The sequence below is a fragment of the Cellulomonas sp. P4_H12 genome, from assembly GCF_056400905.1.
This window is the reverse complement of record NZ_JBFUKJ010000002.1, coordinates 113,620-139,335: the sequence shown is the minus strand read 5'-3', so window position 1 is coordinate 139,335 and position 25,716 is coordinate 113,620. Positions and strand designations below refer to the sequence as shown.

Genomic DNA, 25,716 nt, shown 5'->3' with positions numbered 1-25,716 from the left:
CGTGTCCCCCATGACGGCGGACACCACTCTCGACCTCAGCCTGGACGCGATCCTCGACGACCTCCGGACCCTGGTCGAGGTCGAGTCGCCGTCGGGGGACGTCGAGGCGCTGACCGCCTCGGCGGCGGCGGTCGCCGAGCTGCTGGAGCGCCGCCTCGGCGGTCGCGCGGTGCTGCTCGACGGCGAGGCCGGACCGCACGTCCACTGGTCGGGGGGCGGCGAGCCCGCGGTCCTCGTGCTCGGCCACCACGACACCGTGTTCCCGCTCGGGACGCTGGCGCGCCGACCGTTCGCCGTCGAGGACGGCCGGATCACGGGCCCCGGCGTGTTCGACATGCTCGGCGGCCTGGTGCAGGCCGTGCACGCCGTCGCGACGCTCGAGGACCGGTCGCGGGTCGAGATCCTGGTGACGGCCGACGAGGAGAACGGCAGCGGCACGTCGCGGGCGATCCTCGAGGAGCGCGCCCTGGCGTGCGGGGCGGTCCTCGTCCTCGAGGGGGCCGGCGACGGGGGCGACCTCAAGACCGGTCGCAAGGGCACCGGCACGTTCGAGGTAAACATCAGGGGCCGGGCGTCGCACGCCGGCCTGGAGCCGGAGAAGGGGATCAACGCGCTGGTCGAGGCCGCGCACCAGGTGCTCCAGATCGTCGCCCTCGGTCGGCCGGAGGTCGGCACCACCGTCACCCCGACCATCGGCCGCTCGGGCACGCAGAGCAACGTGGTGCCCGCCGAGGCCACCGTCGTCGTCGACGTGCGGATCGAGACCGTCGACGAGAAGGCCCGCATCGAGACGGCCTTCGCCACGCTCGCGCCCCGGCTGCCCGGCGCGACGCTCAGCGTCCACGGGTCGATCGGCCGCCCGCCCATGGCGGAGTCGGCCTCCACGGAGCTGTTCGCGCTGGCCTCGAGCCTGCAGCCGGGGATCCGGGGCGTGGCCGTCGGGGGCGGCAGCGACGGCAACTTCACCGCGGCGATCGGCGTGCCCACCCTGGACGGCCTCGGTGCGGTCGGGGGCGGAGCGCACGCCGACACCGAGCACGTCCTGCTGGACACCGTGCTCGACCGCGTCCGCCTCACGGCGGGGCTGCTGCGGGCGCTCACCAGCCGATGACGCCCGACGACTGGATCGCGCACCACCGACCGGGCGACCGCGAGCGCCTGGGCTGGATCCGGCCCGACGGCGACGGCTTCGTGGCCCTCGACGCGTTGGGCCGCTCCGTCACGGGCACGGTCGACTGGCTCGCGGCCGAGGAGGCGCTGGAGGAGCGCGGCCTGCACTGGCTCGCCGACGTGTGGCAGCTCGACCTGCCGGACGGCACCCGCGAGCGCGTGCGCATCGTCGAGGTGACGCCCGACCGCGTCGTCGTCAAGGGCGACGACTTCGGCGCCGTGGACGTGGTGACCCGCAGCTACGTGCTGCCGTTCCCTGCCCCGGACGCGCTGCGCCCGTTCGAGGGCGACGCCGGGACGTTCGACGGGCTCGCCGGCCGCTGACCCCGCCGGCTCTCCGGAGGTTGGCGCCGCGGGCTCTCCGGAGGCTGACGCCGCGGGCTCTCCGGAGGCTGACGCCTCAGCGGGCCAGGGCCAGCTCGTCCGCCGGCTCGATGCTCACGACTGCCTCGAGGACGGCCGACCCCTCGGCCGGGCCCTCGAGCACGAGCGTCTCGGCGCCGGTCGCCGGCTGCAGCGCGAGCCGTCGGCTGGCCGCCAGGTAGGCCGGCACCAGCAGCACGACCGCGCCGACCCACGCGAGCGGGTTGCCCCAGACGACGCCGTCGTAGCCGTACGCCGCGCCCAGCACGCCGGCGGCGCCGACGCGGCAGACCAGCTCGATGACCCCCGTCGCCGTGGGCACGACCGTCTGCCCGAGCCCCTGCAGGGCGCCGCGCAGGACGAAGAGCACGGCCAGCACCGCGTACAGCACTCCGTTGACCAGGAGGTAGTGCGCGGCCATGTCGACCACGTGCTGCTCCCCCTCGCCGACGAACAGCCCGATGATCGCGGACCCGCCCGCGACGAGCACGACGCCGAGCACGACGGAGCCGGCGAGCGACATCCCGATGCCCTTCACGACCCCGCGTCGGATCCGGTCAGGCCGGCCGCCACCCAGGTTCTGGGCGACGAACATCGAGACGGCGAGGCCGAGCGACGCCAGCAGCGCGACCGCGAGACCGTCGACCCGGGCGGCCGTGGTGTACGCGGCGACCGCGTCCGAGCCCAGCTCGTTGAGCCGCACCTGCACGGCCAGCGTGCCGATCGCGATGATCGACGCCTGGAACCCCATCGGCAGACCGAGCTTCAGGTGCCGACGCAGCTCGTGCCCGCTGACGTGCCAGTCCTCCCGGTGCACGTGCAGGATCGGCACCCGGCGGCGCACGAAGACCAGGCAGAGCGCGACCGACACACCCTGCGACAGCACGGTGGACAGCGCCGCGCCCGCCACGCCCATGCCCAGGCCGGCGACCGCGCCGACCACCAGCACGATGTTGAGCAGGCAGCTGAGGGTGAGGAACACCAACGGCGTCCGCGAGTCACCGATCGCCCGGATGACCGCCGACAGGAAGTTGAAGAACATGACCGTGCTGCCGCCCAGGAAGCTCACGACCGCGAACGTCGTGGCCTCCGGCAGCAGCTCCTCGGGCGTGCGCAGCAGCCGCAGCGCCGGCCCGGCCAGCAGCGGGGCCACCACGGTGAGCAGGACGCTCGTCGCGGCGGTGAGCAGTGCGCCGGCGGCGACCGAGCGACGCACCGCCGCGCGGTCGCCCGCGCCGAACGCCTGTGCGGTCGGGATGGCGAAGCCGGACGTCATGCCCCAGGCGAAGCCGAGCAGGAGGAACAGGAGGCTGCCGGTGGCGCCGACGGCGGCGAGCGAGTCGACGCCGAGCACGCGGCCGACGACCACGGCGTCGGCCGCCTGGTAGAGCTGCTGGACGACGTTGCCGACGAGCAGGGGGACGGCGAACAGGAGGATGACCCGCCAGGGGCGACCGGCGGTGAGGACCTTGGGCACAGCGAGACCTTGGGAAGCGAAGGGATGGTGGGGACGTCCGCGGAGGTCGGTGGTGCCGGGTCGCGTCGTACCTCGATCGTATCGATACGATTCCGCTCGACGGAAGCGAATTGATGCAGGTCACACGAGGTTTTCTCCGACGATCCGGAGAAGTCGGACAAAGCCGGGCAGCGGTCGTTACGCCGTCACGGAGACCGTGTACGTGCCGTGCGCGCAGCCCGTGATCTGCCACCCGCCGGGCACCTCGTGCGCCTGGGCGCCGTCCACCCCGGTCGTGCTCAGCTGCGGCGTGGCGTCGCCCGGGACCCACACGTCGAGCTCGCAGTTGACGCCCTCCCCCTCGGACGTCGCCGCGACCGTCAGCTCCCGCCCGTCAGCGCTCGAGCTGAGCGCGACGAGCCGGCCGGGGATCGCCCGCGGGTACGCCCGCATGAGCGGCTCGGCGAAGGCGGCCGGCGGCGGCGTGAGCTCCCCGGTGGCGCAGTCGACCGAGACGAGGTTGCCCGACTCCGTCGCGTCGGAGCCGGTCTCGGGGGACCCGCACCCCTGCCGCCACACCCAGAAGGCGCCGCCGAGGCCGAGCCGGTTCTGCGCGTCGACGAAGCGCTGCACCTTCGCCGCGTCGAGGTTCGGGTCCCCGAACCAGCCCCACTCCCCCAGCCACAGCGCGGCGCCGTAGCTCGCCGCGGCGCGCGCGGACACCGCGAGGTTGCGCTCGATGGAGGCGATCGTCAGGCCGAAGCCCTGGTCCATCGTGATCGACTCGCTGTACGGGTGAGGCGCGAACACCAGCTGCCGGTCGTCGGTGAAGCCGGGCGGCGGCGTCACGTCGAACGCCAGCCCGGACCAGAGCACGCTCGGCTCGAAGAACGCGAGGTGGTGGAAGCCGTCGGCCGCGGTCTCGGCGGCGCGGATCGCGGTGAGGGCCGCGTCGTAGTACCGCCCGAGCAGCAGCCCGGAGGTGAGCGGCGGGGTGGCGCCGATCCCCGGCTCGTTCAGCAGGTCGTACCCGGCCACGGCCGGCTCGTCGGCGAACGCGGCGGCCACCTGGGCCCAGGTCTGCACCAGCTCGGTCTGGATGCCGTCGCGGTCGGTGTAGAAGTTGCCGAACGCCGTCGCCACCGCGGGCGCCAGGTCGCGCGCCAGGAACTGGCAGTGCAGGGTGCCGTCGGTGATCGTGGCCCAGGCGGGCGCCCCGTCCCAGCCGGTCGTGGCGGACGTCCCGCCGCCGCACTCCTGGTCGGGCCGCGCCAGGGCGTTGCCCCACGCGTCCTGGTGCAGGTCGAGCACGGTGTAGATGCCGTGGCGCTTGGCCGAGGCCACCGCCGCACGCACCTGGTCGAGGTAGCCCTGGTCCAGCTCGCCGCGCGTGGGCTCGAGTCGCGACCAGGACAGGCCGAGGCGGACGACGTCGAAGCCCATCGCGGCGATCTGCGCGAAGTCCTCGTCCGTGGGCGGCTGCGTGGCCGGGACCTGCGGGTCCCGCAGGTAGTAGTCGACCAGCTGGTTGACGTTGACGCCCCGCAGGATCACCTGCCGCCCGGTGACGTCCCCGATGACCGGCAGGCCGCCGGGCTCCGGCGCGGCCAGCACGGTCAGCCGCTCCATCTCCGCGGTCGCTGCCACGGGGGCGACGACCTCCGGGCCGGCGACGGCCGGCGCCTCCACCAGCAGCGGCACCGCGAGCAGCAGCACGGCCACCACGCCGGCGACCACCACACGGGACCGGGCGTACGGCGGCTGCGGCAACCGCGCGCGCCACCGCCACGCGACGGCGGTCACCGCGGCGGCGACCAGGCCGACGGCTACGCCGTACCCGAGGCCGGCCGCCACGCTGATCAGCGTCGTGGCGATCCACCAGCTGTCGGGTCCCGCGTCGGGCAGGTCCGACGAGAACGCGGCGACGAGGGCGCCGACCACCCCGAGCGCCAGGCCGGCGACGAGCGCGGCCAGCCAGACGGCGGCGACGACGGCCCGCCCGGTCAGCCGACGGACGACGAGGGCGAAGGTGCCGACGAACACCGCCACCCCGGCCAGCGTGCCGAGGACCCCCGCCGCCGCCGAGGGCGCGACCAGCGGCCCGGTGAACGCGTAGCCCACGGGACCGCCGCGCCACACGGTCGCGGCGAACGACACCGCGGCCAGCGCCACGACGACGAGCACGACGACGACCGCGATCCCGGTCGCACGCGCCGGCGGCCCGACGGGTCCGTCGGCGGCGGTGCGCGGCCCGAACCGGTGGGCAAGGGCGGCCGCAAGACCGACCAGCGGTCCGACCACGAGGCCCTTGAGCCCCGCCCAGCCGCTGGTGGTCACCGCGTACTGCAGGGCCGACCAGAAGGACAGGTGCGGCCCCACCAGCGGGAGCGCGGCGGCGAACCCGGCGGCCGCCGCGGCGACGGCGGTGGCACCGATCGCGGACACCCAGGCGACGACGAACATCCGCCCGGCCCGCCGGTCGCGCGCGAGGGCGTAGACGGGCGCGGCCGTGGCGGCGAGCAGGACGGGGAGCCCGACCAGCAGCGGTGCCCAGCGGTACGCGCCGCCGGAGCCCAGCACCGGGAGGCCGTGGCCACCGACGGGCGCGAGCAGACCACCCGACGGGTCCAGGACGGCCAGCGCCGCGACGAGGAGGAGGGCGGCCATCGCGGCGGCGGCGGCCGCACGGGACCCGGGGTGGCGCAGGGTCAGGCGCATCGTTGCTGCCATGGTGATCGCGAAGCGTAACGGCTTCCCGCACACCCGTCGGACGATCCCCCCGGACGGCCCAACGCCGGGCGCGCCGCGGCCCTAGAGTCGGGACGTGCCCACCGGCCGAGCCTCCGAGACCGCCCTCAACCGCGAGCTGTGGGCGCTCATGAACGAGCGGTTCACCGACGCGGCCGCGGCCGAGATGTGGGTCCGCCCCGAGGTGGTGTGGGGACTGTTCGCGGTCCCGGAGCGCGACCTCGGCGTCCTGGGCGACGTGCGCGGCCTCGACGTCGTCGAGCTGGCCAGCGGCACGGCCTACGTCTCGGCCTGGCTCACCCGGGCCGGCGCGCGCACCGTCGCGGTCGACCTCTCCGGCGAGCAGCTCGCCACGGCTCGTCGGCTGCAGCGCGAGCTGGGGCCGACCTTCCCGCTGGTGCAGGCGGACGCGGAACACGTCCCGCTCGCCGACGGGTGCGCGGACCTGGTGGTCAGCGAGCACGGTGCGGCCGCGTGGTGCGATCCCGAGCTCTGGCTCCCTGAGGCCGCCCGGCTGCTGCGACCCGGCGGTCGGCTGGTCTTCCTCACCAACAGCCACCTGTCGGCGCTGTGCGTGCCGGCCGACGAGGGTGTCGCCGAGGAGCAGCTGCTGCGCGGGCAGCGCGAGGTCTACAAGGTGCGCTGGCCGGGCGGCGGGGTCGAGTTCCACCCGTCGCACGGGGACTGGGTCCGGCTGCTGCGGCGGGCGGGGTTCGTGGTCGAGGCCCTGCACGAGGTCTACGCCCCGCCGGACGGCGACGACCACGCGTTCTACGAGATCGTCTCGGCCGACTGGGCCCGGCAGTGGCCCGCCGAGGAGCTGTGGGTGGCCACCCGCGCGTGACCGGCCCGTCGATCAGCTCGTCGCGACGCCTCGCAGCAACGTGGCCAGGGCCGCGTCGTAGTGCGCGTCGCTGCCGTAGGCGGCGAGCTCGGCGGCGACCGAGGCCGTGTGGGGGTACGCGTCGCCGGGGAGCGCCGCGAGCGTCGCGGCGAGGGCGTCCTGCGGGACGCGCGAGCGTGCGGTCGAGAACGCGCTCCAGCCGTAGTTGAGGGCGAGCACCGCGCTGAACAGCACGACCGCGTCCGTGCCCGTGACTCCGCCCCGCCGGACGATGCCGAGCGCGACCTCGCCCACTCGCGTCGTGTTCGGGCCCGGGTTCGGGTGCGTGAACAACGCCGGGACGGCCCACGGGTGCGCGACGAGCACCGCGCGGTGCGCCCGCGCGAACGCCCCGAGGTCGGCCACCCAGTCGTCGGTGGTCCGCGGCGCGACGAAGCGTCCGAGCATCCGGTCGAGCAGAGCGTCGACCAGGTCGTCCATCGTCGCGAAGTACCGGTAGAGCGACATCGGGGAGGCGTCGAGCTGGGCCGCGATCGTGCGCACCGTCATCGAGTCGATGCCACCCGCGGCGGCGCGTTCAGCGGCCTCGAGGATCGCGTCCGCGGTAAGCGAGCCGCGCGCGCGGCGGGTTCGCGGCGTTGACGGGGTCATGGCGTACAGCGTACGTTATCGCCTGGCGTACTAAGTACACCTTCCCCGGAACGAGAGCGACGACACCCATGACCACGCTCGTCGGCATCCTGCTGATCGCCTTGCCCGTCGCGTTCAACGTCGCGTTCGCTGCACTGGCTCGAGCGTTCGACTACCCCGACATCCTGCGCCGGCCCACGAGCGAGATCCTCGAGCGGTTCCGCGCCGGCGGCTCACGGCTGGTGACGCTCTGGTGGGCGTTCGCGATGACCGCGCTCGCCTTCGCCCCCGTCGCCGCGCTCGTCTCGGCCGTGCTCGACGGCGACGCGACGGTCCTGCGCCTCGCCGCCACCGTCGGGGTGCTCGCCGGCCTGGTCCAGCTGCTCGGCCTGCTGCGGTGGCCGTTCCTCGTGCCGTACCTCGCGCGGGTCGACGCCGACGCCTCCCCCGCGCGGCGCGAGGCCGTCGACGTCGTGTTCCAGGCGTTCCACCGCTACCTCGGGGTCGCGGTGGGCGAGCACCTGGGCTACCTGCTCACGGGCGCGTGGAGCGTGCTGGTCGGTGTCGCCCTGGCTCCCGGCTGGTTGGGGTTGGTCGGGATCGTCGTCGGGGCGCTGCTCATGCTCTGCTCGCTCGAGTTCGTCGGGCGGTTCGAGCCGGCCGGGTGGCGCCTGGCGGGGTCGCTCGTGCCTGTGGTCTACGTCGCGTGGTCGCTCTGGCTCGCCGGCGTCGGCGTCGCGCTGCTGGTGTAGGTCAGCCCTGCGTCGGCGCGTCCGTCGGCGTCGCCGACTCGGTCGGGCTGGGCTCCGGCGTCGACGACGGCGTGGGCGTCGGTGTCGATGTCGGCGTGAGGGTCGGCGTCGGCGTCGGTGTGGGCGTGGGCGTGGGAGTCGGCGTCTCGGAAGGCGTGGGTTCCGGGGTGGGCGGCACGGTCGCGCTCGGCTCGGGCGTCGGCGTCGGCGTCTGCTGCTCGGCGGCCGGCGCGGGCGGGGTCGCCGGGGCCGAGGCGTTGGGCTGGCCGTTCAGCAGGATCGGCGTGGAGGTGCCGAGGGGGCGGTCGTCCGTCGTGCCGAACTCCCAGTGCCACGGCTCGTGGGGTCCGCGGCCGTCCTCGTCCATGTAGATCGGGTGGTGCCAGCCGAACAGCGCAGCGTTGGCCTTGAGCCAGAGGTACTGCGCCGAGCGGTAGCTGCCGACGCCGTCGCCGAGGTCGATCGCCAGGCCCCAGCCGTGGTTGGACGTGCCGGGCACCGCGGCGAGGCCGCCCTTGGCCGCCTTGGTGGTCACCTGCTCCGCGAGGCTGCGGTACGAGTCGCTGATCACCAGGTCGTGGCCGAACGCCTCGCGGTACGCGGCGTTCATCCGCACGAGCGCCTCGGCGGCGTCGCACCGCAGGTGGTGCTGGGGCGCGAAGTCGACCGCGCACAGGACCTCGAGCGGGATGTTGCCGTTGGTGAAGCCGTCGATGGAGTGCGCCTGCTGCTCGGCCTTGGCGATGGCCGCCTTCGTGGGCTCGTCGGCGGAGGTGGCGGCCTGCTGGGCGGCGACGGTGATGCCGGCGGCCGCGTCGCGCGCCTGGGTGGCGGCCATGGCGGTCGCGACGACGTCGCGGTTCTCGGCCGCGGCGTGCGCGGCGCCGACCGCGGCGTCGAGCGCCGCGACGTGCGGGTCCGCCGCGACCAGCAGACGGGCGAGCGCCGCGTTCTGGGCCGACTGGTCGGCGAGGTCGAGGGCGACGACGAGCACGTCCGTCTCGACGTCGTTCACGGCTCGCGCCGCGGCCGAGACGTCGCCCCCGACCACCCACTGCCGCGCGTCCAGCACCCGCGTGGGCAGCCGGTCCGCGGCGAGCTCCGGCACGGTCACCGGCGCGGCGACGACCACGGGCTGGACGGCCTCGGGCGCCGCCGGCACCGCTGCCGGCCCCAGCGCGATGACGGGCGGCGGCTGGTCCGCTTCGAGGGGCTTGCCGACGAGGGTGACGGTCGCGGTCTCGACCGCCGTCACACGCGCGTGCAGGCGGTCCAGGGCCGTGCGGTACGCGACCTTCGTCGGCTCCGGCGGGACCTGCTTGTGGCTCGCCACCGGGGCGGCGGCGGTCACCTGCTGGACGTCGGCCGAGCTCGAGGGAAGGAAGGGGGCGGCGGCCAGCGCGGCCGTGAGCACCGCGACCGAGGACACGACCGCGACCGACTCGCGTCGGCGCGTCGCGGGAAGTGGGCGCGCGCGGTGACGGCCACGTGTCGTCCGTCGCGATGCCACCACTGGCGCCCCTCCGCGGTATTGCCTAGGTCGACCATCTCACTGTCGACGTGCGTCCGTCGACCGGTGCCGGGGGCGAATCGAGATCTCTCCCCGCCGGTCGCCTCGAGACTGCGCGAGGCGAACGAACAGGGGGTGAGCCGCAGGCGACCCGAGGATGTCTAGCCGCGGTCGGGCGGCGGGTCCGTCGGAGCCCGCGTGAACAGGATCTCCCGCGCCTGCTCCGCGGCTCGGGAGATGCTCTCGCCGACGAAGTCCATGAACCGCGCGACGTTCTCGAGGCGCACGGCGGCGGGCGTCCCCGGGCCGAGCACGCTGACGCCCTGCCGGGCGGTCTCGGCCAGCTCTGCGTTCGAGCGCGCGCTGGCGATCATCGACTGGTACCAGACGTCGGCGTCGGCGAGGTAGCGCTCGCGGCGGCGCTCGTCGCGCTCCCGCAGCACGAGCCCCTGGCTCTCGAGGAACGCGATGGCCTTCGAGATGGACGCGGGGCTGACCTCGAGGCGCTCGATCAGCTCGGACGCCGTGAGGCTGCCAGCGTCGGTGGTGTAGATGCAGGTGAGCACCCCGGCGGCGATCCGCGGCAGTCCCGACCGCATGAGCAGCGTCGTGAACGTCTCCTCGTACTCGCGCACGGCCTCGGCATCGCGACCTTCGGCCTGCGACGCGGGCCGGGACCCGCGCGGCGCCGCGGGCTTGCGCCGGTGGGCGCGCTGCTCGGTGGCGCGGTGGGCCAGGTCGGCGCGGTAGGCCGTGGGACCGCCGTTGCGCATCACCTCACGCGTGACGGTGGACGTGGGCCGGTCCAGGCGCCGGGCGATCTCCGCGTAGGCCAGGTCGTCGGCCAGCCCCTGGGAGATCTGCTGGCGTTCCTGCTGGGTGAGCCTGCCTCCCGGCATCGCGACCTCCTCGGATCCTCGGCTGTCGACAGAATAGCGTTCACGCCAGACCATTGCAACGCCCCGGCGAGGTGAAGTTGCATTCGATCCAGTTCGGTTGCAACGATTAACCGGTCTTGACCTGCGGATACGCAAGTCGGTTGCAATTTGTTGTTGCCGCATCGGGAAACGCAACGTAGCGTTTCGAACATCGGAAACAACAACCAGCACAGGAGCAGATCATGATCCAGACCTACGACACCGTCGCCCCGATCGCCGTCGTCCTCGACGTCCCGGCCGGGCGGGTGCAGCTCATCGCCGCCGACCGCGCCGACGCCGTGGTCGAGGTCCGACCCGCGGACCCGTCGAAGCACCGCGACGTCACGCTCGCGGACCTCACGACCATCGACTTCCGCGACGGCGTGCTGCGGATCGACGGGTCGGCCCGCGACGACGTGCTCGGCGACCCCGGGTCGGTCGACGTGACCGTCAAGGTGCCCGCCGGCTCCCGCATCGACGTCACGGCGGCACGCGCCGACATCCGGGGCGTCGGCCGGTTCGGCGACGCCGTCGTCACCGGCTCGCAGGGGTCGATCACGCTGGACGAGGCTGCGAGCGCGCGGCTCACCACCCTCGCCGGGAGCATCACCCTCGGCCGCGTCCACGGCGCCGCGCAGCTCAGCACCGAGCAGGGCGACCTCCAGGTGGCTGAGGCTGCCCGCGACACCGTCCGGCTGCGCACCGAGGCCGGCAACGTCTCGGTCGGCGCGGCCGCCGGGGTGTCCGCCTCGCTGGACGCCGGCACCGGCTACGGGCGGATCCACAACAGCCTCCGGAACGCCGACGGCACCGCCGACCTGCAGATCCACGCGACCACGGGCTACGGCGACATCACCGCCCGCAGCCTCTGACCACCGGGAAGGACACCCGCATGAGCACCACGCAGGACTACCAGGCCGCCGAGCAGCTGCTTCGCCGGCTCGCCCGGCCGGGCGAGCTCGTCGTCGGCGACAAGGTCAGGCCGCAGTGGATCGACGGCGGCTTCTGGTACGCCGTGCGCGACGGCGCCGACACGCGGTTCGTGCTGGTCGACCCCGCGGCGGGCACCCGCACCGAGGCGTCGCCGGAGGACGTGGCCCCGCTCGCGGCCGCGCCGTCCGGCAACCCGCTCGACGTCGTGTCTCCCGACGGGAAGCTCGCGGTGTCCCAGCGGGGCCACGACCTGTGGGCGGTCTCGCTGTCCGACGGCCGCGAGTGGCCGCTGACCACCGACGGCGCGCCCGACCACCGGTACGGCGCCGGCCCGGCCGCCACGGGCAACGGCACGCTGCTGCGCAAGATCGGCCTGCCCTACCTGCCGCCGGCGGTGGCGTGGTCGCCCGACTCGTCGAAGGTGCTCGCGCACCGCACCGACGAGCGCGCCGTCCGGCAGACGCACCTGATCGAGGCACGCCCCGCCGACGGGAGCGCGCCCCAGCTGCACACCCAGCGGTACGCGTACGCGGGCGACGAGCACCTGCCGCTGGCCGAGCTCGTCGTGCTGGACGTCGCCGAGGGCGCCGTGGTGCGGGCGCAGGCGGAGCCGCTGCGCATGCCGCAGGCCTCGCCGATCACGGCCGGCTGGGCGTGGTGGGCGCCGGACGGCTCGGCCGTCTACTACCTCGACCAGCCGCGTGACCTGCGCACCCTCGCGCTGCGCCGCCTCGACCCGACCACGGGCGAGGTCACCACGGTGCTGAGCGAGTCCGGGGACACCCGGGTGGAGCCCAACCAGTTCCTGTTCGAGCCGCCGATCGTGCGCGTGCTGGCCGACCAGGTGCTCTGGTACTCGCAGCGGGACGGCTGGGGCCACCTCTACCGGTACGACCTGCGCACCGGCGCGCTGCTGGGCCAGGTCACCTCGGGCCCATGGGCGGTGCGGCAGATCCTGCGCGTCGACGAGGTCGACCAGGTCGTCTACGTCGTCGCCTCCGGACTCGTCGACGAGGACCCGTACCGGCGCACCGTGTGTCGGGTCGGCCTGGACGGCTCGGGATTCACCCGGATCACCGACGACCACCTGGACCACGTCGTCACGGTCTCCCCCGACCAGCAGTGCTTCCTCGACTCGGCGTCCACCGTCGACAGCCCGCCGGTGACGACGGTTCGCGACTGGTCGGGCCAGGTGCTCGTGGAGCTGGAGCGCGCCGACGTCAGCCGGCTCGAGGCCACCGGCTGGACGGCCCCGGAGCGCTTCCGCGTCACCGCCGCCGACGGCGTCACGGATCTCTACGGCGTGCTCTACCGGCCGCGGAACTTCGACCCCGCCCGCCACTACCCCGTCGTCGACCCCCTCTACCCCGGCCCGCAGGTCACCCGGGTCGCCCCGAGCTTCGACCCCGGTGGGATGGGGCTGGACGCCGAACCGCTCGCGGCCCTGGGCTTGGTCGTCGTCGCGCTGGACGGGCGCGGCACACCCGGGCGGAGCAAGGCGTTCCACGACGCCTCCGTCGGCAACCTCGCGGACGCGGGCTCGCTGGCCGACCACGTCGCGGCCCTCGAGCAGCTGGCCCGCACCCGGCCGTGGATGGACCTGGACCGGGTGGCAGCCTTTGGGCACTCCGGCGGCGGGTTCGCCGCGGCGCGGGCGATGCTCGACCACCCCGACGTCTACTCCGTCGGCGTCGCCCTGTCCGGCTCGCACGACGCCCGGTTCTTCAACCCGGGATTCGTCGAGACGTACGACGGCGCCGACAACCCGACCGCGTGGGCCCGCACGTCGAACGTGGAGCTCGCCGACCGCTTGTCCGGCAAGCTCCTGCTGATCCACGGCGAGCTGGACGACCAGGTGCACCCCGACCACACGCTGCGCCTGGCCGACCGGCTGATCGCCGCCGGCAAGGACTTCGAGCTGCTCCTCGTGCCCGGGGCGGAGCACACGTTCCTCGACTGCCTGGCCTACGTCCGCACGCGCTGCTGGGACTTCCTGGTGCGCGAGCTCCTGGGGAGTCAGCCGCCCGCGTACCGACCGGCCCCCATCGCGATCGGGCCCGAGGTGCTCGCGGAGATGTTCGCTTGAGTCACCGACGACCGGCGGCGGCGCGCGCCGCCGGTCAGGTGGCTCTCGCCTCGATCAGGTCGAGGTCGCGCACGGCGTACCGGTAGTGCTCCCACTCCTCCTCGAGCACCACGTGCAGGCACGACAGCACGGTCTCCGGGTACTCGGGGGCGTGCGGGTTCTTCCGCTGCTCGGCGAGCAGCTCGGGCGTCACCGCGGCCAGGAAGTCGCGGACCATGGCGACCCGACCGGCCCGGACCTCGAGCACCTCGTCGTACGGCGGGGTGTCCGTCCGGAAGACGGACATGTCGATGCCGTCCTCGCCCGCGGACCCTGTGTCCATCAGCCCGAGCGGGTGGAACGGCTGCTCCAGCTCGAGGATGCCGTGGCCGAACCACATGTCCGTGGCCAGGACCAGGTGCCGCAACGTCTGCGCGAACGACCACTCGTCGTCCACCGACACGTCGACGGTCCCGGCCGGCATGGACGCCACGCGCTCGAGCGTGCCCGCCCAGGTGCGCTCGAGCACCGCCCAGGCAGCGCGCAGCCCGTCCGGGTCGCCGGCCCTCTTCTCGGCGCGGCCCGGGAACCGGCGGTTGAGCTCGGCCTCCACATACGGGACGACGTCGACCCCGTTGACGCGGAACGAGCTCTCGCCGTCCAGGAGCCACGGGGCGTCGATGTCCGCGCCCGCGGCGTCGACCCCGCGCATCACCACCCCGGACAGGTCGCTGCCGACGAACCGGGCACCGCGCAGGTTGCGGCCGACGAACACGTCGGGCTGGGGCGTGGCCATGGCGTCTCCTCCTCGAGGTGCGTCGCGCGTCCAGTGTGCTGGCCGGAGGCCCTTGACGCATCACTTGTTTTTTGCAAGTGTCGAGCCATCAGCAGCCCGAGCTCACGAGAGGCACCACGATGACCGCGATCTTCGTCAACCTGCCGGTGACCGACCTGGAGCGCGCGAAGGCGTTCTACGCGGGGGTCGGGTTCGCCCTGAACCCGCAGATGTCGGACCACAACGCGGCGTGCTTCGTGGTCGAGGAGGACCACAGCTACCTCATGATCCTGGTGCGCGAGTACTTCCAGACCTTCACCGACAAGCCGCTGGGCGACCCGGCGGTCAGCCCGTCCGTGTCGATCGCCGTCTTCCTCGACTCCCGGGAGGCCGTCGACGCGAAGGTCGCCGACGGGCTCGCCGCGGGCGGCGTCGAGGAGCGACCGGCGTCGGACTACGGCTTCATGTACCAGCGCCAGCTCACCGACCCCGACGGCAACATCCTCGAGCTMGGCTGGTTCGACCCGTCCGCTGCCGTGCAGCCGGAGACGGTCTCGAGCCAGCAGGCCTGATGGCTGCACGCGACTACGGCCAGTACTGCGGCGTCACGCAGGCGCTCGAGCTCGTCGGCGAGCRGTGGGCCCTGCTGATCGTCCGCGACCTGCTCGTCGGCCCCCGCCGCTACGGGGAGCTCGCCGCCGGCCTGCCCCGCATCCCGAGCAACATCCTGGCCGCGCGGCTCAAGGAGCTGCAGGCCGCCGGCATCCTGCGCCGCGCGCCGCGCTCGCGCATCATCATCTACGAGCTGACGCCGTTCGGTCGCGAGCTCGAGCCCGTCGTGCTCGCGCTCGGTGCGTGGGGCTTCAAGGCGCTGGGCGATCCGCGCGACGAGCAGGTCATCACCCCCGACGCGATGACCATCACGCTGCGGACCGCGTTCCGGCCGCAGGTGGCCTCCGCCCTGCCGACCACCACCTACGGCGCGCGGTTCGGTGCCGCCGAGCTGCTCGTCCGGGTGGACGGCACCACCCTCGACGTGACGCGCGGGGACGGTCCGGCCGACCTGGCCTTCGCCGCAGGCCCGGACATCCGGCGCCTGATCTCCGGCGAGCTCGCCCCGCACCGCGCGATCGCGACGGGCGTCGTCCAGGTTCTGCGCGGGCCCGACGACCTCCTCGAGCGCTTCGCGAGCACGTTCCACCTGGCCGCCTGACCCGTTGACGGGGAGCGTGGTCGTCCGCCACGGTCGGGCGATGCACTTCGCGCCGCTGTTCTCCGACGATGCCGACGACCTCGCGCAGACGCGGATGCGGTACGCCCCTCCCGACAACGAGGCGCCCGGCGCCGTCGGCGTGAGCGGGGTCGTCGGGCGGTCCGCGGACGCCGCGATCCTGCTCGTCGGTCTCGCTCGCTACACCGGCGGGGTCCAGATCGACCTGGCGATCCGCCGGCGCCTCGATCCCGAGCCGAGCGACCAGCTCGACGCGAGGTTCGACTCGGGCCTGCTCGTCGGCGTCGAGCTGGCCGATGGTCGGACGGTCGTCGCCGGCTACGGGGACTGGACGGCGTCACCCAGCCCGGACGAGCCGGCGCTCGTGCACCGGGGCGGTGGCGGCGGAGGTCGCGAGTGGTCCAGCACGCTCTGGCTGACCCCTGCGCCGCCGCCCGGCGACCTGGTGCTCGTCGCCGCCTGCCCCAGCCTCGGGGTCGACGAGTCGAGCGTCACGGTTCCCGCCGAGGCACTCCGGGCCGCGGCGGACAAGGCCGAGGTCCTGTGGCCTCACGAGCCCGACCGCGCGCACCCCGCGGTGCAGCCGCCGCCGGTCGACGTGCCGCCCGGTGGGTGGTTCGAGCGGGCGTTCGCGGCGGTCCGGACGGACTAGCCTCGGCGCCGCGCTTCAGCTCAGCCCACGCCCTCCGCGACGAGCGCGTCCTCGAGCAGCCCGACCAGGGTGTCGAGCTGGACGTCGGTGGACGACGAGCCGTCCTCGTCGTCGGCACCGTCCAGCGCCCGGGCCGCGAGCGCCGACTTGCTGTCGATGAGCTCGGCGATCTTGGCGTCGATGGTCTGCGCCGCGATGATCCGCCACGCGGTGACGGGCTCGGCCTGGCCGATCCGGTGGATCCGGTCGATGGCCTGCGTCTGCTCGGCGTCGGTCCAGGACAGCTCCGCGAGCACCAGGTTGGACGCGACCTGCAGGTTGAGCCCCACGCCGGCGGCCATCAGCGAGCACACGACGATCTGCACCTCGGGGTCGTCGACGAACGCGGCGATGTTCTTGTTGCGCGTCCTCGTCGTCTGGTCCCCGCGGATCGAGGCGTACTTGATACCGCGGTCGGCGAACGTCTGCTCGGCCTGGTCCATCACGTCGACGTGGCGGGCGAAGAACACGACCTTGCCGACGTTGCGCGCCAGCTGCGCGGCGTAGTCGGCGGCCAGCCCGGCCTTCGCCTGGCCGATCCGACGGACCATCGTGAACACGTTCTCGCCGCTGGCCTTCGAGCTGGAGTCCTTGAGCTCTCCCGCCGCGACCCGTCGGACCAGCTCGTGGTCGATCCCGGGCACGACGCCCTCGGCGGCACGCGCCGCCACGGCGGACCGGTAGCGCCCGACCATGCGGGCGGCGAGCGCGGCCTCGGCGGCCCGGATCGAGCGCCCGACCGCACCGTCCAGCTCGACCGGCAGGTCCGCCACCCGGCGGGCCGGGATGTCGGCGACGACGTCGACCTTGCGACGACGCACGATGCCCATGTCGATCACGCTCGCCCGTGCGGCGGCGTAGAACCCCGGGTCGGCCGGCGTCAGCCCGGTCTCCTCGAGCGCGGCCATGAGCGGTCCGCGCGGCTTCTTGTCGTCGATCCAACCGAGGAACTGCCAGATCGCGCGGAAGTCCTCGATGTCGTTGATCAGCGGCGTCCCGGTCAGCGCCATGAGCAGCGGCCGAGCGGTGCGGGCGCGGATCTTCTCGGACAGCGTGAGCACGTGCTGCGAGCGCTGCGACGACTTGTTCTTGATGAAGTGCGCCTCGTCGACGACCATCCCGCGGAACCCGAGGTCGCCCAGCCAGCCGACGTGCCGGTCCAGCAGCTCGTAGTTCACGATGACGACGTCCGCGAACCCGTCCATCCGGTCGCCGTCGCCGTGCACCACGGTCGGCCGTCGGAACGGCGTCCAGAGGCCCACCTCGTGCGCCCAGTTCGTCTTGACCACGTTGGGCACGACGACGAGCAGCGGGTAGGCGTCGGCCGCCTGCGCGGCGAGCAGCGCCTGGGCGGTCTTGCCGAGCCCCGGCTCGTCGGCGAGCAGGAAGGTGCGGTGGCCGCCGGCCGTCGCCGCGACGACCTGCGCCTGGTGCGGCATGAGCTCGCGGCCGGGCGGCGTCGGCACGTGCCGCGGCTCGGGCAGCGCCATGCAGGCGGGTGCGCCGGTCGCGGCCCGCTCGAACGACCGGAACAGCGGCTCGAGCAGCTCCCAGCCCGCCAGCCGCTGGGTCCGTGGGGTGGCCCGGGCGGCCGCAGCCTCGTAGTCCGGGGCGAGGAACGGGTTCGACAGCTGACGCGCGATCACCGACCGCGGCACCACCCGGTTCTCCGGCTGCGGCGCGGCCGCTGCGGCGGGCGCGGGCTCCTCAGGCGGCTCCAGGCCGCCGGCCCGCATGAGGTTCGACTTGTAGGCCCGTGCGGCGTCCGAGACGCGGGCGTCCTCCGCGAGCAGCTCGAGCAGGGTGGTGTCCCGCGCGGCGGTCCGGGCCAGCTGCGTCGCCACCCCGTCGAGCCGCTTCAGCTGTTCGGTGCGCTTCGACGCGCCCAGCGTCGAGTCGGCCATGACCCGGGCCCGCTCCTCCCGCACCAGCAGCGCGACCACCTGGAACTTCGTGCGGGTCCCGGGGCGCGTCGGCGGTCGCTGCACGGACCGGTCGACCTCGCGCGCGACCTCCGCGAGCACCGGGATGATCCCCTGCTCGGCGGGGGGACGGCGGCGCTGCGTGCCCGGATCGGTGCGCGCGCGACCGGACCCGCGTTGGCCTGGTCGTGCCACCTGTCCTCCTTCGCCGCATCCACGCCGCAGCTGCGGCGCAGGCCGTCGCGCCCCTAGGCGCGGCCGAAACCCGCGGGCTCGGTCGCCGGACCTGCCGCAGGCCGCCCGGTCCAGGGCCGCCGTACGGGGTGCCGGGCGCCCACGCAGCGTCCCGCCTGCGCAGCCCATGCTCGTGCCGATGGTGACACGCTGCCGCGTGCCCCCGTGAGATGCCGTGGGCGCGGTCGTAGGCCGCTCGATCCCCGACGAAGAGGGAGCCTACCGCCTGGGCGCATCACCAACCGGTTTCTTGCTCGAACGTCACCACGACCGCCGTGCCGGCCGTCAGCAGCGCTCGTTGCCCAGGCCGTCGCCCAGGAGACGGACGAGGCCGACGCCCTCAGCGGCCCAGTGCTCGGCGAAGAGCACGGCAGCCCGGCCGGCCGCGCGCTCCTGGACCCACTCGATCACCTCGATGACCGACTCAGCCTCGGCGATGCGCCACTCCTCCGCGTGAGTCGCGCTCGCCCAGAACTCGACTCGATAGACCGGACGCTCCTCGAGCATCGTCGCGTCGCGTGGATCGATGATCATCGCCCTCATCGCGCCATCGTCAACAGTCACGCCACCCAGGGCAATGACGATTCTGCGCTCGCACCGGCGGCGTCACCTCGTCGCGGCGCCTCCCGACGACCGGCGCAGCCTCAGATCAGCTGCCGACCACCGGCTCGTCCTGGCCGGAGATCAGCGCCAATACCTTGCGGGCGACCCGTTCCCGAGGCACTCGTACGGCAATCGTGCGCGCACCTGGGTCATTCGCGATCACGGACCACCGGCGCGCGGGACGGACAACCATGGTCGTGGTCTCGTCCGAGGGGTCGAGGGTGGCGGGCCACCGAAGCTCGAGCATCTCGGGCGGGTCGACGTCGGTGAGTACGACCACCGAGTGGCCGAGGCCCCACGCGGCAGAGATGGTGACGCGTCGAGCCTCTCGTTCATCCCAGGGCCCGGCGCGGAGCGAGTGGCGCGTCAGCGTCAGGCGACCGGCGCGGAACACCGCGCACGCAGGCAGCGCGACACCGCCCACCAGCGCCACGGCGGCGCCGAGCACCGCGAGCGCGTTCTCGTTGTCGCTCTCGTCGCTGACCAGGTTCGAGGGATCGGCCGGGTCGACGTACAGCGTGATCTGCTCGCCCTCGGTGAGGTTGCTGGCGCAGCTGTCGACGGCGAGGTTCTCGGTGTGCTCCACCGCGTCGAGCTCGAAGCGGAGCGGAACCTTCACCTGGCCGCAGCGAAGACGTTCGGGTTGGTCGGCCAGAACGGTCGCGGTGACCCGTGCACCGTCGGCCTTGAGCGCGTCGCTGGCATCTGTGAGCGCGACGATGTAGCTGGCGAATCCGGTGAACAGGGCGAGGCCGCCGACCAGCCACACGATCGCCCAGAGTGCAGACCTTCGCCACGCGCGGCGCGTCTGCGACCACGACCACGCAGTCGGCCGTTCCTCTGGGGTGACTGTCACGGCATGAATGGTGCCGGACTTCCGCCTCGCCCGGGCGGCCCTGTCGCCGTCGGTCCGCCAGCGCTAGCGTCAGCAACGTCCGCGTCGATGATGCGGACGGCCCGCCGGGCGCTCACCCGGCACTCTCGCTGGAGTGGCGATGTCATCGACGACACCCGGGACCCGGGTCCAGGAATCCAGCCCGATCAGCGCCCGCGCCGTCCGCACCATCCTCGTCGTCGTCCTTCTCGCGACCCTCCTGCTCCTCGGGTGGGCCGTCCGCGACTCCCGAGCCAGGGCCGGTTACCAGGACGCCTTCGAGTCCGGAGGCGTCGCCGCGGTGGTCGAGCACGCCGCCGCCCGCGGTGACGACGTGACCCAGTTCCCCGGCGCAGTCCACGCGCCGTACGGCTGCTACCTGGCTGACGGCGAGGTCTACACCGACCTCACGCTCGACCAGTGTCGCGACCTGGCCGCGGACCAGCCGGCGGACGGCTGACCTCCGGTCTCTGTTGTCGCCGCGCGCCGGCTCCGGACTATGGCTTCGCCATGAGAGCCCGCACCGCCCGCTCCACCGCAGGTCGCATGTCGAGCTCGGGGTCCACCGTGAGCCGGTGCAGCATCAGCCCGTCGCCGAGCGCCATCAGCACGCGAGCGGCGGGAACCGGGTCGGGGATGCCCGCCGCGGTCACTAGCTGCTCGGTCCAGCGTTCGAACTCGTGTCGCTGCTCCCGCAGCGGCTCCCCGAGCTCGGGGTCCGAGGCGAGCTCGAGGAAGAGCGCGTAGCGCGCCTTGGTGCGTGCCGGGGACGGACCGGTCTGCATCTCGACCATGCCGCACAGACCGTCGATCAGTCCGCGCACGTCGGAAACGACGGGGAAGCCCGAGGAATCGAAGTCAGCACGCTCGCGTTCGGCCATCCAGTCCACGACCCCGGCGAGCAACGCCCGGCGGGTGCGGAACCAGTTCGACGTGGATCCCGCCGGCAGCCCTGCGCGCGCGTCGACTCGCGCGTGGCTTAGCGCCCGCACTCCCTCGGCGCCGAGCAGCTCGACGGCGGCGTCGAGTGCGCGTTCCTTCGTCGTCGGCATGTACACCCTCCGCCAGCCGTCCTACTATGAACATAGTAGGACTACAAACATAGTAGCCGGCTGCGATGGAGGAGTCGCCATGAACACGCCGAACGTCCGCGAGGTCGCTGCCGATTCGTCTACCTGGCACCCGCCGATGCCCGAGACATCTGGCTTCGAGCACCTCGTCGTGGAGACGTCCGGCCTGCGCAGCCATGTTGCGATCATCGGCGAGGGCTATCCGGTCGTGCTGCTGCACGGGTTCCCGGCGCACTGGTGGCAGTGGCGCGAGATCGCCCCCGCCATCGCCCGTGCCGGGCATCGCGCCATCTGCCCCGACCTCCGCGGCGCCGGATGGACGACGGCCGACGACCCTCGCATCGACCGCGAGAGACACCATCACGATCTGCTCGCACTGCTCGACGCGCTCGGCATCGAGCAGGCGCACCTCGTCGCGCACGACCTCGGCGCGATCGGCGCGAACCAGTTCGCGTACGCGCATCCCGAACGCGTGCGATCGCTCGTGCAGCTCTCAGTGCCGCCCATGTTCATGGCGTTCAGCCCGAAGGTCCTCAGCGGATTCCGCCACATGCCGGCCCTGATCTGGCACCGCCGCGGCCGCTCGCTCGCGGGCTTGTTCGACCCCAGCCACATCGCCCACCCTCTGCCGCCCGAGATGATCGACGCCTACCTCGCACCGATGGCCCGCCCCGAGATCGACGACGCCGTACGGCGGCTGTTCCGCGGCCTCGTCATCCCCGTGTCCCTGCAGCTCGCGCGCGGCACCTTCGCGCGCCAGCGGCTCCGGCCGCCGACCCTTGCCGCCTTCGGGCGGCTCGACCACCCATGGGACGAGCCGGTGCTACGACGCCTCTGCGGGGACCTCACGCGCTACGCCGACCGCTACGAGCTCGCGTTCGTCGACGACGCCGCGCACTTCATCACCGACGACGCCCCCAGCGCAGTGGCAGCGCTCGCGCTCGACTGGTTCCAGCGGGCGGGGTAGGCGTACTCGCCCCACACCCGACCCGTTTCGCTCGCGCCTGGAGGCAGCGGACCTCATGCGCAGTGATTCTGGAGAGGACCGCTGAACACTGCTGACGAGCGCCGGCGACGCCACAGCATGCTCAGCAGCGCCGAAACCGCGCTCACCTGGGACAACAGGCTATGCGCCTGGGCAGATTCGAACTGCCGACACCCGCTTTAGGAGTTCGCCCTGGAGCCTCGCGCAACGCGCTGACCTGCGGAAACGCACGCAAGAGACGCACCATCCGCGAACGCTCTACGCCGTCTGCTGACCACACGCTGACCACGGTAGGGAGCCCCCTCCAACCTGAGTTCGGCGCCGCTCGCTCTCGACGGCTCCGCGGGACGGAGCGCGGGAGCAGCAGGTCAAAGTTCAAGGCTCAGGTACTGAGGCCGAGATTGATCAATCGGTAACCCATCGCTTCGGCACTGACGCCGAACTGTTCGGCTAGCGTCTCCACGACTCGCGTCGGATTTGCAATCTGGCTGTCGCGGACCAGGTTGAGCGACTGTTTCACCAGCGCGGTGGGCATCAGCAGAGCAGCTGCGAACGCGTTGGCATCGATCTCCTCGCGGTCGCTGGCCATGCTCGAGAGGCTGTCACGTCGATTGACTCGCACCGTGGAATCGACGATGTAGTCGCCCTTGTGCATCTGGAGATGGCCAAGTTCATGCGCGACGGTGAACCGGCGCCGGCGAGGGTGGTGTTGGCTGTTGACTGCTATGAGCTTGGCGCCGCCCTCGCGTAGGAGCAGTCCGCTGATTGTCGAGTCGAGCGATTCGTGCACGATCTTCGCGCCCAGCCAAGTAGCGATCTCTTCGACCGGTACGGGGGCCGTGGAGATCGCGAACTGGTCGAGGAGATCCTGCGCAGCTTTTTCCGCCGCTCGAACACTCACGCGCTTGCCCCCGCCCAGGCGCGGGCCAGAGTGCGTAGTTCGTCTTTGGCATCTTTGACCGTATCGGCTGCCCCGGGGGCGTGCGGAAGCAACTCCTGAACAGGGACCTTGAGCACGTCCGCGAGCATCGCCACATGCAAGGCGGACGGTCGCTGGCGTCCAGCCTCGAGGTTCGCGATCGAGGCGCGGGTCAAGCCGAGCTGTTCGGCTAGTTCCGCCTGCGAGAGGTTGGCTCGCTTGCGTCCGCGCTGCACCCGGCTGCCCAGAGAAGCGTAAAAGTCGTCGGCCTGAGCGTTGGTTGGCACAGCCCCAGTCTGTCTACACACGCTCAGAATGTCAATCTCGCAAACCTTTTGGCGCGCCGTTGACAACCAGAGTGACAGTGTCGCAAACTTGTCGACAACAGGGTGTCAGCCATACTGACACCCGCGATCAGTGAGGAGCCGGTCATGACGACCGACATCGAGGCCAAGCAGCAGGACAAGACGACCGTGATCGTCATCAACGGCACGGACGTCGAGGTGCACGAGAAGGAGCTGTCGTTCGAGGAGATCGTCGAGCTCGCCGACCTCGGCGCGACGGGCGACGTGGAGTACTCCGTGAAGTACGCCCGGGGGCCGCACGAGTCCCCGATCGGTGTGCTGCGCCCCGGGCAGAGCGTCAAGGTCAAGAAGGGGATGAGGTTCGTTGTCAAGGCGACCGTTCGCTCCTGAGGAGGCCATCGAGCAGCTGCGACGTGACGGGTTCAACGTGGAGGTCGCCGAGGGCCTCTTGCTCGTCCACGACGTCCCTGCCGTCGACTCGTCCGGCACCGTGCACCGAGTGATCCTCGCCGAACCGCTGCTCTACGCAGGGGATCAGCTCGAGCCCCCGGCCGACCACACCCTCATCCTGTGCGGCGAGCACCCGTGCGACGACAAGGGCAACCTGCTGGGCCGGATCGTCGCGAGCCCCGAGAACAGGGTGTTGCGCCCGGGCGTGACCGCACAGTTCCGTCTCTCGTCCAAGCCGGCGAGCGGCCTGTACCAGGACCTGCACGACAAGGTCACCCACTACGTCGAGCTGATCGAGCGGTGGGCTCAGGCGATCGAGCCGGGGATCACGGCGCGCACGTTCGGCCACTCGTTCAGCGACGAGCACCCCTCGCCGTTCCTCTACGCCGACTCGGCCACACCGCGCGCCGGCATCGCCGACCTCGGCGAACGCCTCGCCGGGCAGCGCCTCGCCGTCGTCGGTGCGGGTGGCACCGGTTCCTACCTGATCGACCTGCTCATCAAGACCAGGGTCGCCGAGATCCACATCTACGACGGCGACGTGTTGCTCTCCCACAACTCGTTCCGCGCCCCGGGGGCTGCCAGCATCGAGACCCTGCGTGCCCGCCCGCCCAAGGCGCAGCACTGGGCGACGCAGGCGGCAGCCATGCGCCGCGGCGTCGTCGCCCACGACCGCTACGCGACCGCCGACGACGCGCCCGAGCTCGCAGCCTTCGACTGCGTCTTCCTCGCCGTCGACGACGGACCTGCCCGAGGCGAGCTGGTCGCCGCGCTCGAGGCGGCAGGCGCGACCTTCATCGACGTCGGCATGGGCGTCGACCGCGCTGGCCCGTCTGGGCAGCTGCTCGCCGCGATCAGGGTGTCGGTCAGCACTCCGGCCGCCCGTGCTCACGTGCCGACGGGGACCGCCGACGACGAGTACGGATCCAACATCCAGGTCGTTGAGCTGAACGCCCTCAACGCCGCCCTGGCCGTACTGGCCTGGAAGCGGATGAACGGCTTCTACCTGGACGCCGCACTCGGTACCACAAGCATCTACACGACCGACGACAACACAATCGGAGAGGACCAGGCGTGACAACCGTGTCTCACCGGTTCGTCGACTCGATCCCGAAGGTCCTCGCGCAGCGCACCGTATACGTGTGCCTGAAGTACGACGTGGTGGTGCATCTGTGTCTGTGCGGGTGCACCACCAAGATCGTCACGCCGCTCGGACCCGCCGAGTGGTCGTTGAGCCGCGACGGCGGCACGATCAGCCTGCGCCCCTCGATCGGCAACGGCGCACTGCCGTGCCGCTCCCACTACTGGATCACTCGCAGCCAGGTGCACTGGCTCCCGCAGATCTCCGCGAGCCAGCACGCCGCGGCCGCTGCGCGAGACGACCGGGACGTGGTGGCTCATCTCGAACACGAGAACGCTTGGTGGCGTCGACTGCTCGGACCTGTACGTCGGAGGATTCAACAGTGGCGGAGTCGGTCATGAGCGTGCCTGATCACGCGGCGGCTCGTGCAGGCGTCGCGCTGCGCGGATGGATTTCGGGGGCGCTCGCCACAGACATGGTGACTGACTTCGAGGGGCCATGGGATCTGAAGCTTGCCCGCCGAATGACGGTGCGCTTCCCCGCGCCTGCGGAGCTCGCGACGGCCGCGGACGCCGCGGTCTGGGGACGGCAGGCCCAGGCGGTGGCGGCCGAGTGCACTAGCCGAGGCCAGGCTGCTGCGTGGATCGTGCCGAGCCTGACGGCAACCGTCTTGGGGGCAGCGACGGTGGCCGGGACGAGCTCCTTCCACGAAGGCTCACCGTGGGGCCTTTCCCTCGTCGCATCCGGCGTGAGCGCGTTGATCTTGACGTGGCTCGGCCTGATGATCGCTGCTTCGATCGCTCTTCCGATCGTGCGCGACCTCCACATGCGCGCCCCGACGTGGACGGCGAGAGCACAGGCTTACGAGCGTCGACGCTTGGAGATAGAGCGTGCAGCCGACCATCCAACGCGACGCAGATGGCGAACGCGAGCACTGCAAACCGCTACCGAACCTCCCGATCGCTGACCGTGACGGTCCGGCTCAAGGGGCGCATGTGATAGGCGTGAACGCGCCACGGCCATTCGGAGTTCCGTAGGAGAGAACTTGGACGGACAAGCTCGGCCAGCCCAAGTCCGCCTCAGATCGAGTGCCTGCCGGGACGCGAGCCGGTCTGTGACTGCGGCACCGGCTAGCGAAGTGTGGCCTGACGTGCAGTGTGCGATCCGCGAGGAAGGGCAGCCCGCTCT

The 25,716-nt window shown here is 72.5% G+C and carries 27 protein-coding genes; 15 read left to right on the top strand and 12 right to left on the bottom strand.

Annotation, left to right across the window (positions count from 1 at the left end; all coding sequences use genetic code 11):
- Nucleotides 1-10: 10 nt before the first annotated feature.
- Nucleotides 11-1,111 (top strand): M20 family metallopeptidase, encoded by a 1,101-nt coding sequence (locus AC1DQC_RS02535; RefSeq protein WP_477049659.1) that lies wholly within the window; start codon nt 11-13, stop codon nt 1,109-1,111.
- Entirely contained in the window at nt 1,108-1,494 is a 387-nt protein-coding gene (locus tag AC1DQC_RS02530) for a hypothetical protein (protein ID WP_477049658.1), read from the top strand. The genes AC1DQC_RS02535 and AC1DQC_RS02530 overlap by 4 nt, the downstream gene beginning before the upstream one ends.
- Nucleotides 1,495-1,570: 76 nt before the next feature.
- Here the strand turns inward: AC1DQC_RS02530 and AC1DQC_RS02525 are convergent, their stop codons facing one another.
- Complete coding sequence (locus AC1DQC_RS02525) at nt 1,571-3,010, bottom strand: MATE family efflux transporter (RefSeq protein ID WP_477049657.1); 1,440 nt, start codon at nt 3,008-3,010, stop codon at nt 1,571-1,573.
- Between the two features lie 177 nt (nt 3,011-3,187).
- The gene (locus AC1DQC_RS02520) at nt 3,188-5,719 is read right to left on the bottom strand and encodes a glycoside hydrolase family 5 protein (RefSeq protein ID WP_477049656.1); all 2,532 of its coding nucleotides are present in this window, start codon (nt 5,717-5,719) and stop codon (nt 3,188-3,190) included.
- Nucleotides 5,720-5,813: 94 nt separating this feature from the next.
- Between AC1DQC_RS02520 and AC1DQC_RS02515 the strand changes: the two genes are divergently transcribed.
- Nucleotides 5,814-6,581 carry a class I SAM-dependent methyltransferase gene (locus tag AC1DQC_RS02515; RefSeq protein WP_477049655.1) on the top strand — a complete coding sequence of 256 codons (768 nt, stop codon included), beginning with the start codon at nt 5,814-5,816 and terminating at the stop codon, nt 6,579-6,581.
- Nucleotides 6,582-6,593: 12 nt separating this feature from the next.
- Here AC1DQC_RS02515 and AC1DQC_RS02510 read toward each other — a convergent pair whose 3' ends face one another.
- Complete coding sequence (locus AC1DQC_RS02510) at nt 6,594-7,232, bottom strand: TetR/AcrR family transcriptional regulator (RefSeq protein ID WP_477049654.1); 639 nt, start codon at nt 7,230-7,232, stop codon at nt 6,594-6,596.
- Between the two features lie 68 nt (nt 7,233-7,300).
- Between AC1DQC_RS02510 and AC1DQC_RS02505 the strand changes: the two genes are divergently transcribed.
- On the top strand, nt 7,301-7,963 hold the full coding sequence (locus tag AC1DQC_RS02505; RefSeq protein WP_477049653.1) for a DUF4386 domain-containing protein: 663 nt from the start codon (nt 7,301-7,303) through the stop codon (nt 7,961-7,963).
- 1 nt (nt 7,964) lies between these two features.
- Here AC1DQC_RS02505 and AC1DQC_RS02500 read toward each other — a convergent pair whose 3' ends face one another.
- Both AC1DQC_RS02500 and AC1DQC_RS02495 read right to left on the bottom strand, forming a co-directional pair.
- Nucleotides 7,965-9,392 carry a M15 family metallopeptidase gene (locus tag AC1DQC_RS02500; RefSeq protein ID WP_477049652.1) on the bottom strand — a complete coding sequence of 476 codons (1,428 nt, stop codon included), beginning with the start codon at nt 9,390-9,392 and terminating at the stop codon, nt 7,965-7,967.
- A 242-nt stretch (nt 9,393-9,634) separates the two neighbouring features.
- Entirely contained in the window at nt 9,635-10,372 is a 738-nt protein-coding gene (locus AC1DQC_RS02495; RefSeq protein WP_477049651.1) for a helix-turn-helix domain-containing protein, read from the bottom strand.
- Nucleotides 10,373-10,593: 221 nt separating this feature from the next.
- Between AC1DQC_RS02495 and AC1DQC_RS02490 the strand changes: the two genes are divergently transcribed.
- On the top strand, nt 10,594-11,262 hold the full coding sequence (locus AC1DQC_RS02490) for a DUF4097 family beta strand repeat-containing protein (protein ID WP_477049650.1): 669 nt from the start codon (nt 10,594-10,596) through the stop codon (nt 11,260-11,262).
- Between the two features lie 20 nt (nt 11,263-11,282).
- On the top strand, nt 11,283-13,409 hold the full coding sequence (locus tag AC1DQC_RS02485) for a S9 family peptidase (RefSeq protein WP_477049649.1): 2,127 nt from the start codon (nt 11,283-11,285) through the stop codon (nt 13,407-13,409).
- A gap of 34 nt (nt 13,410-13,443) precedes the next feature.
- On the opposite strand, the gene AC1DQC_RS02480 is transcribed toward AC1DQC_RS02485, so the two are convergent.
- Complete coding sequence (locus AC1DQC_RS02480) at nt 13,444-14,184, bottom strand: DinB family protein (RefSeq protein ID WP_477049648.1); 741 nt, start codon at nt 14,182-14,184, stop codon at nt 13,444-13,446.
- Between the two features lie 119 nt (nt 14,185-14,303).
- Between AC1DQC_RS02480 and AC1DQC_RS02475 the strand changes: the two genes are divergently transcribed.
- The 3 genes from AC1DQC_RS02475 to AC1DQC_RS02465 are packed head-to-tail and all read left to right on the top strand — an operon-like array spanning nt 14,304 to nt 16,046.
- Nucleotides 14,304-14,735 (top strand): VOC family protein, encoded by a 432-nt coding sequence (locus tag AC1DQC_RS02475; RefSeq protein ID WP_477049647.1) that lies wholly within the window; start codon nt 14,304-14,306, stop codon nt 14,733-14,735.
- Nucleotides 14,735-15,376: a winged helix-turn-helix transcriptional regulator gene (locus tag AC1DQC_RS02470; RefSeq protein WP_477049646.1), complete on the top strand. Its 642-nt coding sequence runs from the start codon at nt 14,735-14,737 to the stop codon at nt 15,374-15,376. Before AC1DQC_RS02475 ends, AC1DQC_RS02470 begins: the two co-directional genes overlap by 1 nt.
- A gap of 40 nt (nt 15,377-15,416) precedes the next feature.
- Entirely contained in the window at nt 15,417-16,046 is a 630-nt protein-coding gene (locus tag AC1DQC_RS02465; RefSeq protein ID WP_477049645.1) for a hypothetical protein, read from the top strand.
- Between the two features lie 20 nt (nt 16,047-16,066).
- Here AC1DQC_RS02465 and AC1DQC_RS02460 read toward each other — a convergent pair whose 3' ends face one another.
- The 3 genes from AC1DQC_RS02460 to AC1DQC_RS02450 form a co-directional block, all read right to left on the bottom strand.
- The gene (locus AC1DQC_RS02460; RefSeq protein ID WP_477049644.1) at nt 16,067-18,202 is read right to left on the bottom strand and encodes a DEAD/DEAH box helicase; all 2,136 of its coding nucleotides are present in this window, start codon (nt 18,200-18,202) and stop codon (nt 16,067-16,069) included.
- A 324-nt stretch (nt 18,203-18,526) separates the two neighbouring features.
- Nucleotides 18,527-18,784: a hypothetical protein gene (locus AC1DQC_RS02455; RefSeq protein ID WP_477049643.1), complete on the bottom strand. Its 258-nt coding sequence runs from the start codon at nt 18,782-18,784 to the stop codon at nt 18,527-18,529.
- Between the two features lie 106 nt (nt 18,785-18,890).
- Nucleotides 18,891-19,613 (bottom strand): hypothetical protein, encoded by a 723-nt coding sequence (locus tag AC1DQC_RS02450; protein WP_477049642.1) that lies wholly within the window; start codon nt 19,611-19,613, stop codon nt 18,891-18,893.
- A 226-nt stretch (nt 19,614-19,839) separates the two neighbouring features.
- Between AC1DQC_RS02450 and AC1DQC_RS02445 the strand changes: the two genes are divergently transcribed.
- Nucleotides 19,840-20,178 carry a hypothetical protein gene (locus tag AC1DQC_RS02445; protein WP_477049641.1) on the top strand — a complete coding sequence of 113 codons (339 nt, stop codon included), beginning with the start codon at nt 19,840-19,842 and terminating at the stop codon, nt 20,176-20,178.
- Between the two features lie 37 nt (nt 20,179-20,215).
- Here the strand turns inward: AC1DQC_RS02445 and AC1DQC_RS02440 are convergent, their stop codons facing one another.
- Complete coding sequence (locus AC1DQC_RS02440) at nt 20,216-20,770, bottom strand: TetR/AcrR family transcriptional regulator (protein WP_477049640.1); 555 nt, start codon at nt 20,768-20,770, stop codon at nt 20,216-20,218.
- Nucleotides 20,771-20,849: 79 nt separating this feature from the next.
- Here AC1DQC_RS02440 and AC1DQC_RS02435 point away from each other — a divergent pair, with 79 nt between their 5' ends.
- Nucleotides 20,850-21,755: an alpha/beta fold hydrolase gene (locus AC1DQC_RS02435; protein WP_477049639.1), complete on the top strand. Its 906-nt coding sequence runs from the start codon at nt 20,850-20,852 to the stop codon at nt 21,753-21,755.
- Between the two features lie 400 nt (nt 21,756-22,155).
- Here AC1DQC_RS02435 and AC1DQC_RS02430 read toward each other — a convergent pair whose 3' ends face one another.
- On the bottom strand, nt 22,156-22,674 hold the full coding sequence (locus AC1DQC_RS02430; protein ID WP_477049638.1) for an ImmA/IrrE family metallo-endopeptidase: 519 nt from the start codon (nt 22,672-22,674) through the stop codon (nt 22,156-22,158).
- A complete protein-coding gene (locus tag AC1DQC_RS02425) occupies nt 22,671-22,979 on the bottom strand; it encodes a helix-turn-helix transcriptional regulator (RefSeq protein WP_477049637.1) in 309 nt (102 codons plus the stop codon). Before AC1DQC_RS02425 ends, AC1DQC_RS02430 begins: the two co-directional genes overlap by 4 nt.
- A gap of 144 nt (nt 22,980-23,123) precedes the next feature.
- Between AC1DQC_RS02425 and AC1DQC_RS02420 the strand changes: the two genes are divergently transcribed.
- Genes AC1DQC_RS02420 through AC1DQC_RS02405 form a run of 4 tightly spaced genes read left to right on the top strand, consistent with a single transcriptional unit; the run spans nt 23,124 to nt 25,495 of the window.
- Entirely contained in the window at nt 23,124-23,387 is a 264-nt protein-coding gene (locus AC1DQC_RS02420) for a multiubiquitin domain-containing protein (protein ID WP_477049636.1), read from the top strand.
- Nucleotides 23,362-24,525 carry a ThiF family adenylyltransferase gene (locus tag AC1DQC_RS02415; RefSeq protein WP_477049635.1) on the top strand — a complete coding sequence of 388 codons (1,164 nt, stop codon included), beginning with the start codon at nt 23,362-23,364 and terminating at the stop codon, nt 24,523-24,525. Before AC1DQC_RS02420 ends, AC1DQC_RS02415 begins: the two co-directional genes overlap by 26 nt.
- Before the next feature lie 5 nt (nt 24,526-24,530).
- Nucleotides 24,531-24,929 (top strand): ubiquitination-like system serine protease family protein, encoded by a 399-nt coding sequence (locus tag AC1DQC_RS02410; protein WP_477049634.1) that lies wholly within the window; start codon nt 24,531-24,533, stop codon nt 24,927-24,929.
- Complete coding sequence (locus tag AC1DQC_RS02405; RefSeq protein WP_477049633.1) at nt 24,926-25,495, top strand: hypothetical protein; 570 nt, start codon at nt 24,926-24,928, stop codon at nt 25,493-25,495. Before AC1DQC_RS02410 ends, AC1DQC_RS02405 begins: the two co-directional genes overlap by 4 nt.
- Nucleotides 25,496-25,716: the final 221 nt, after the last annotated feature.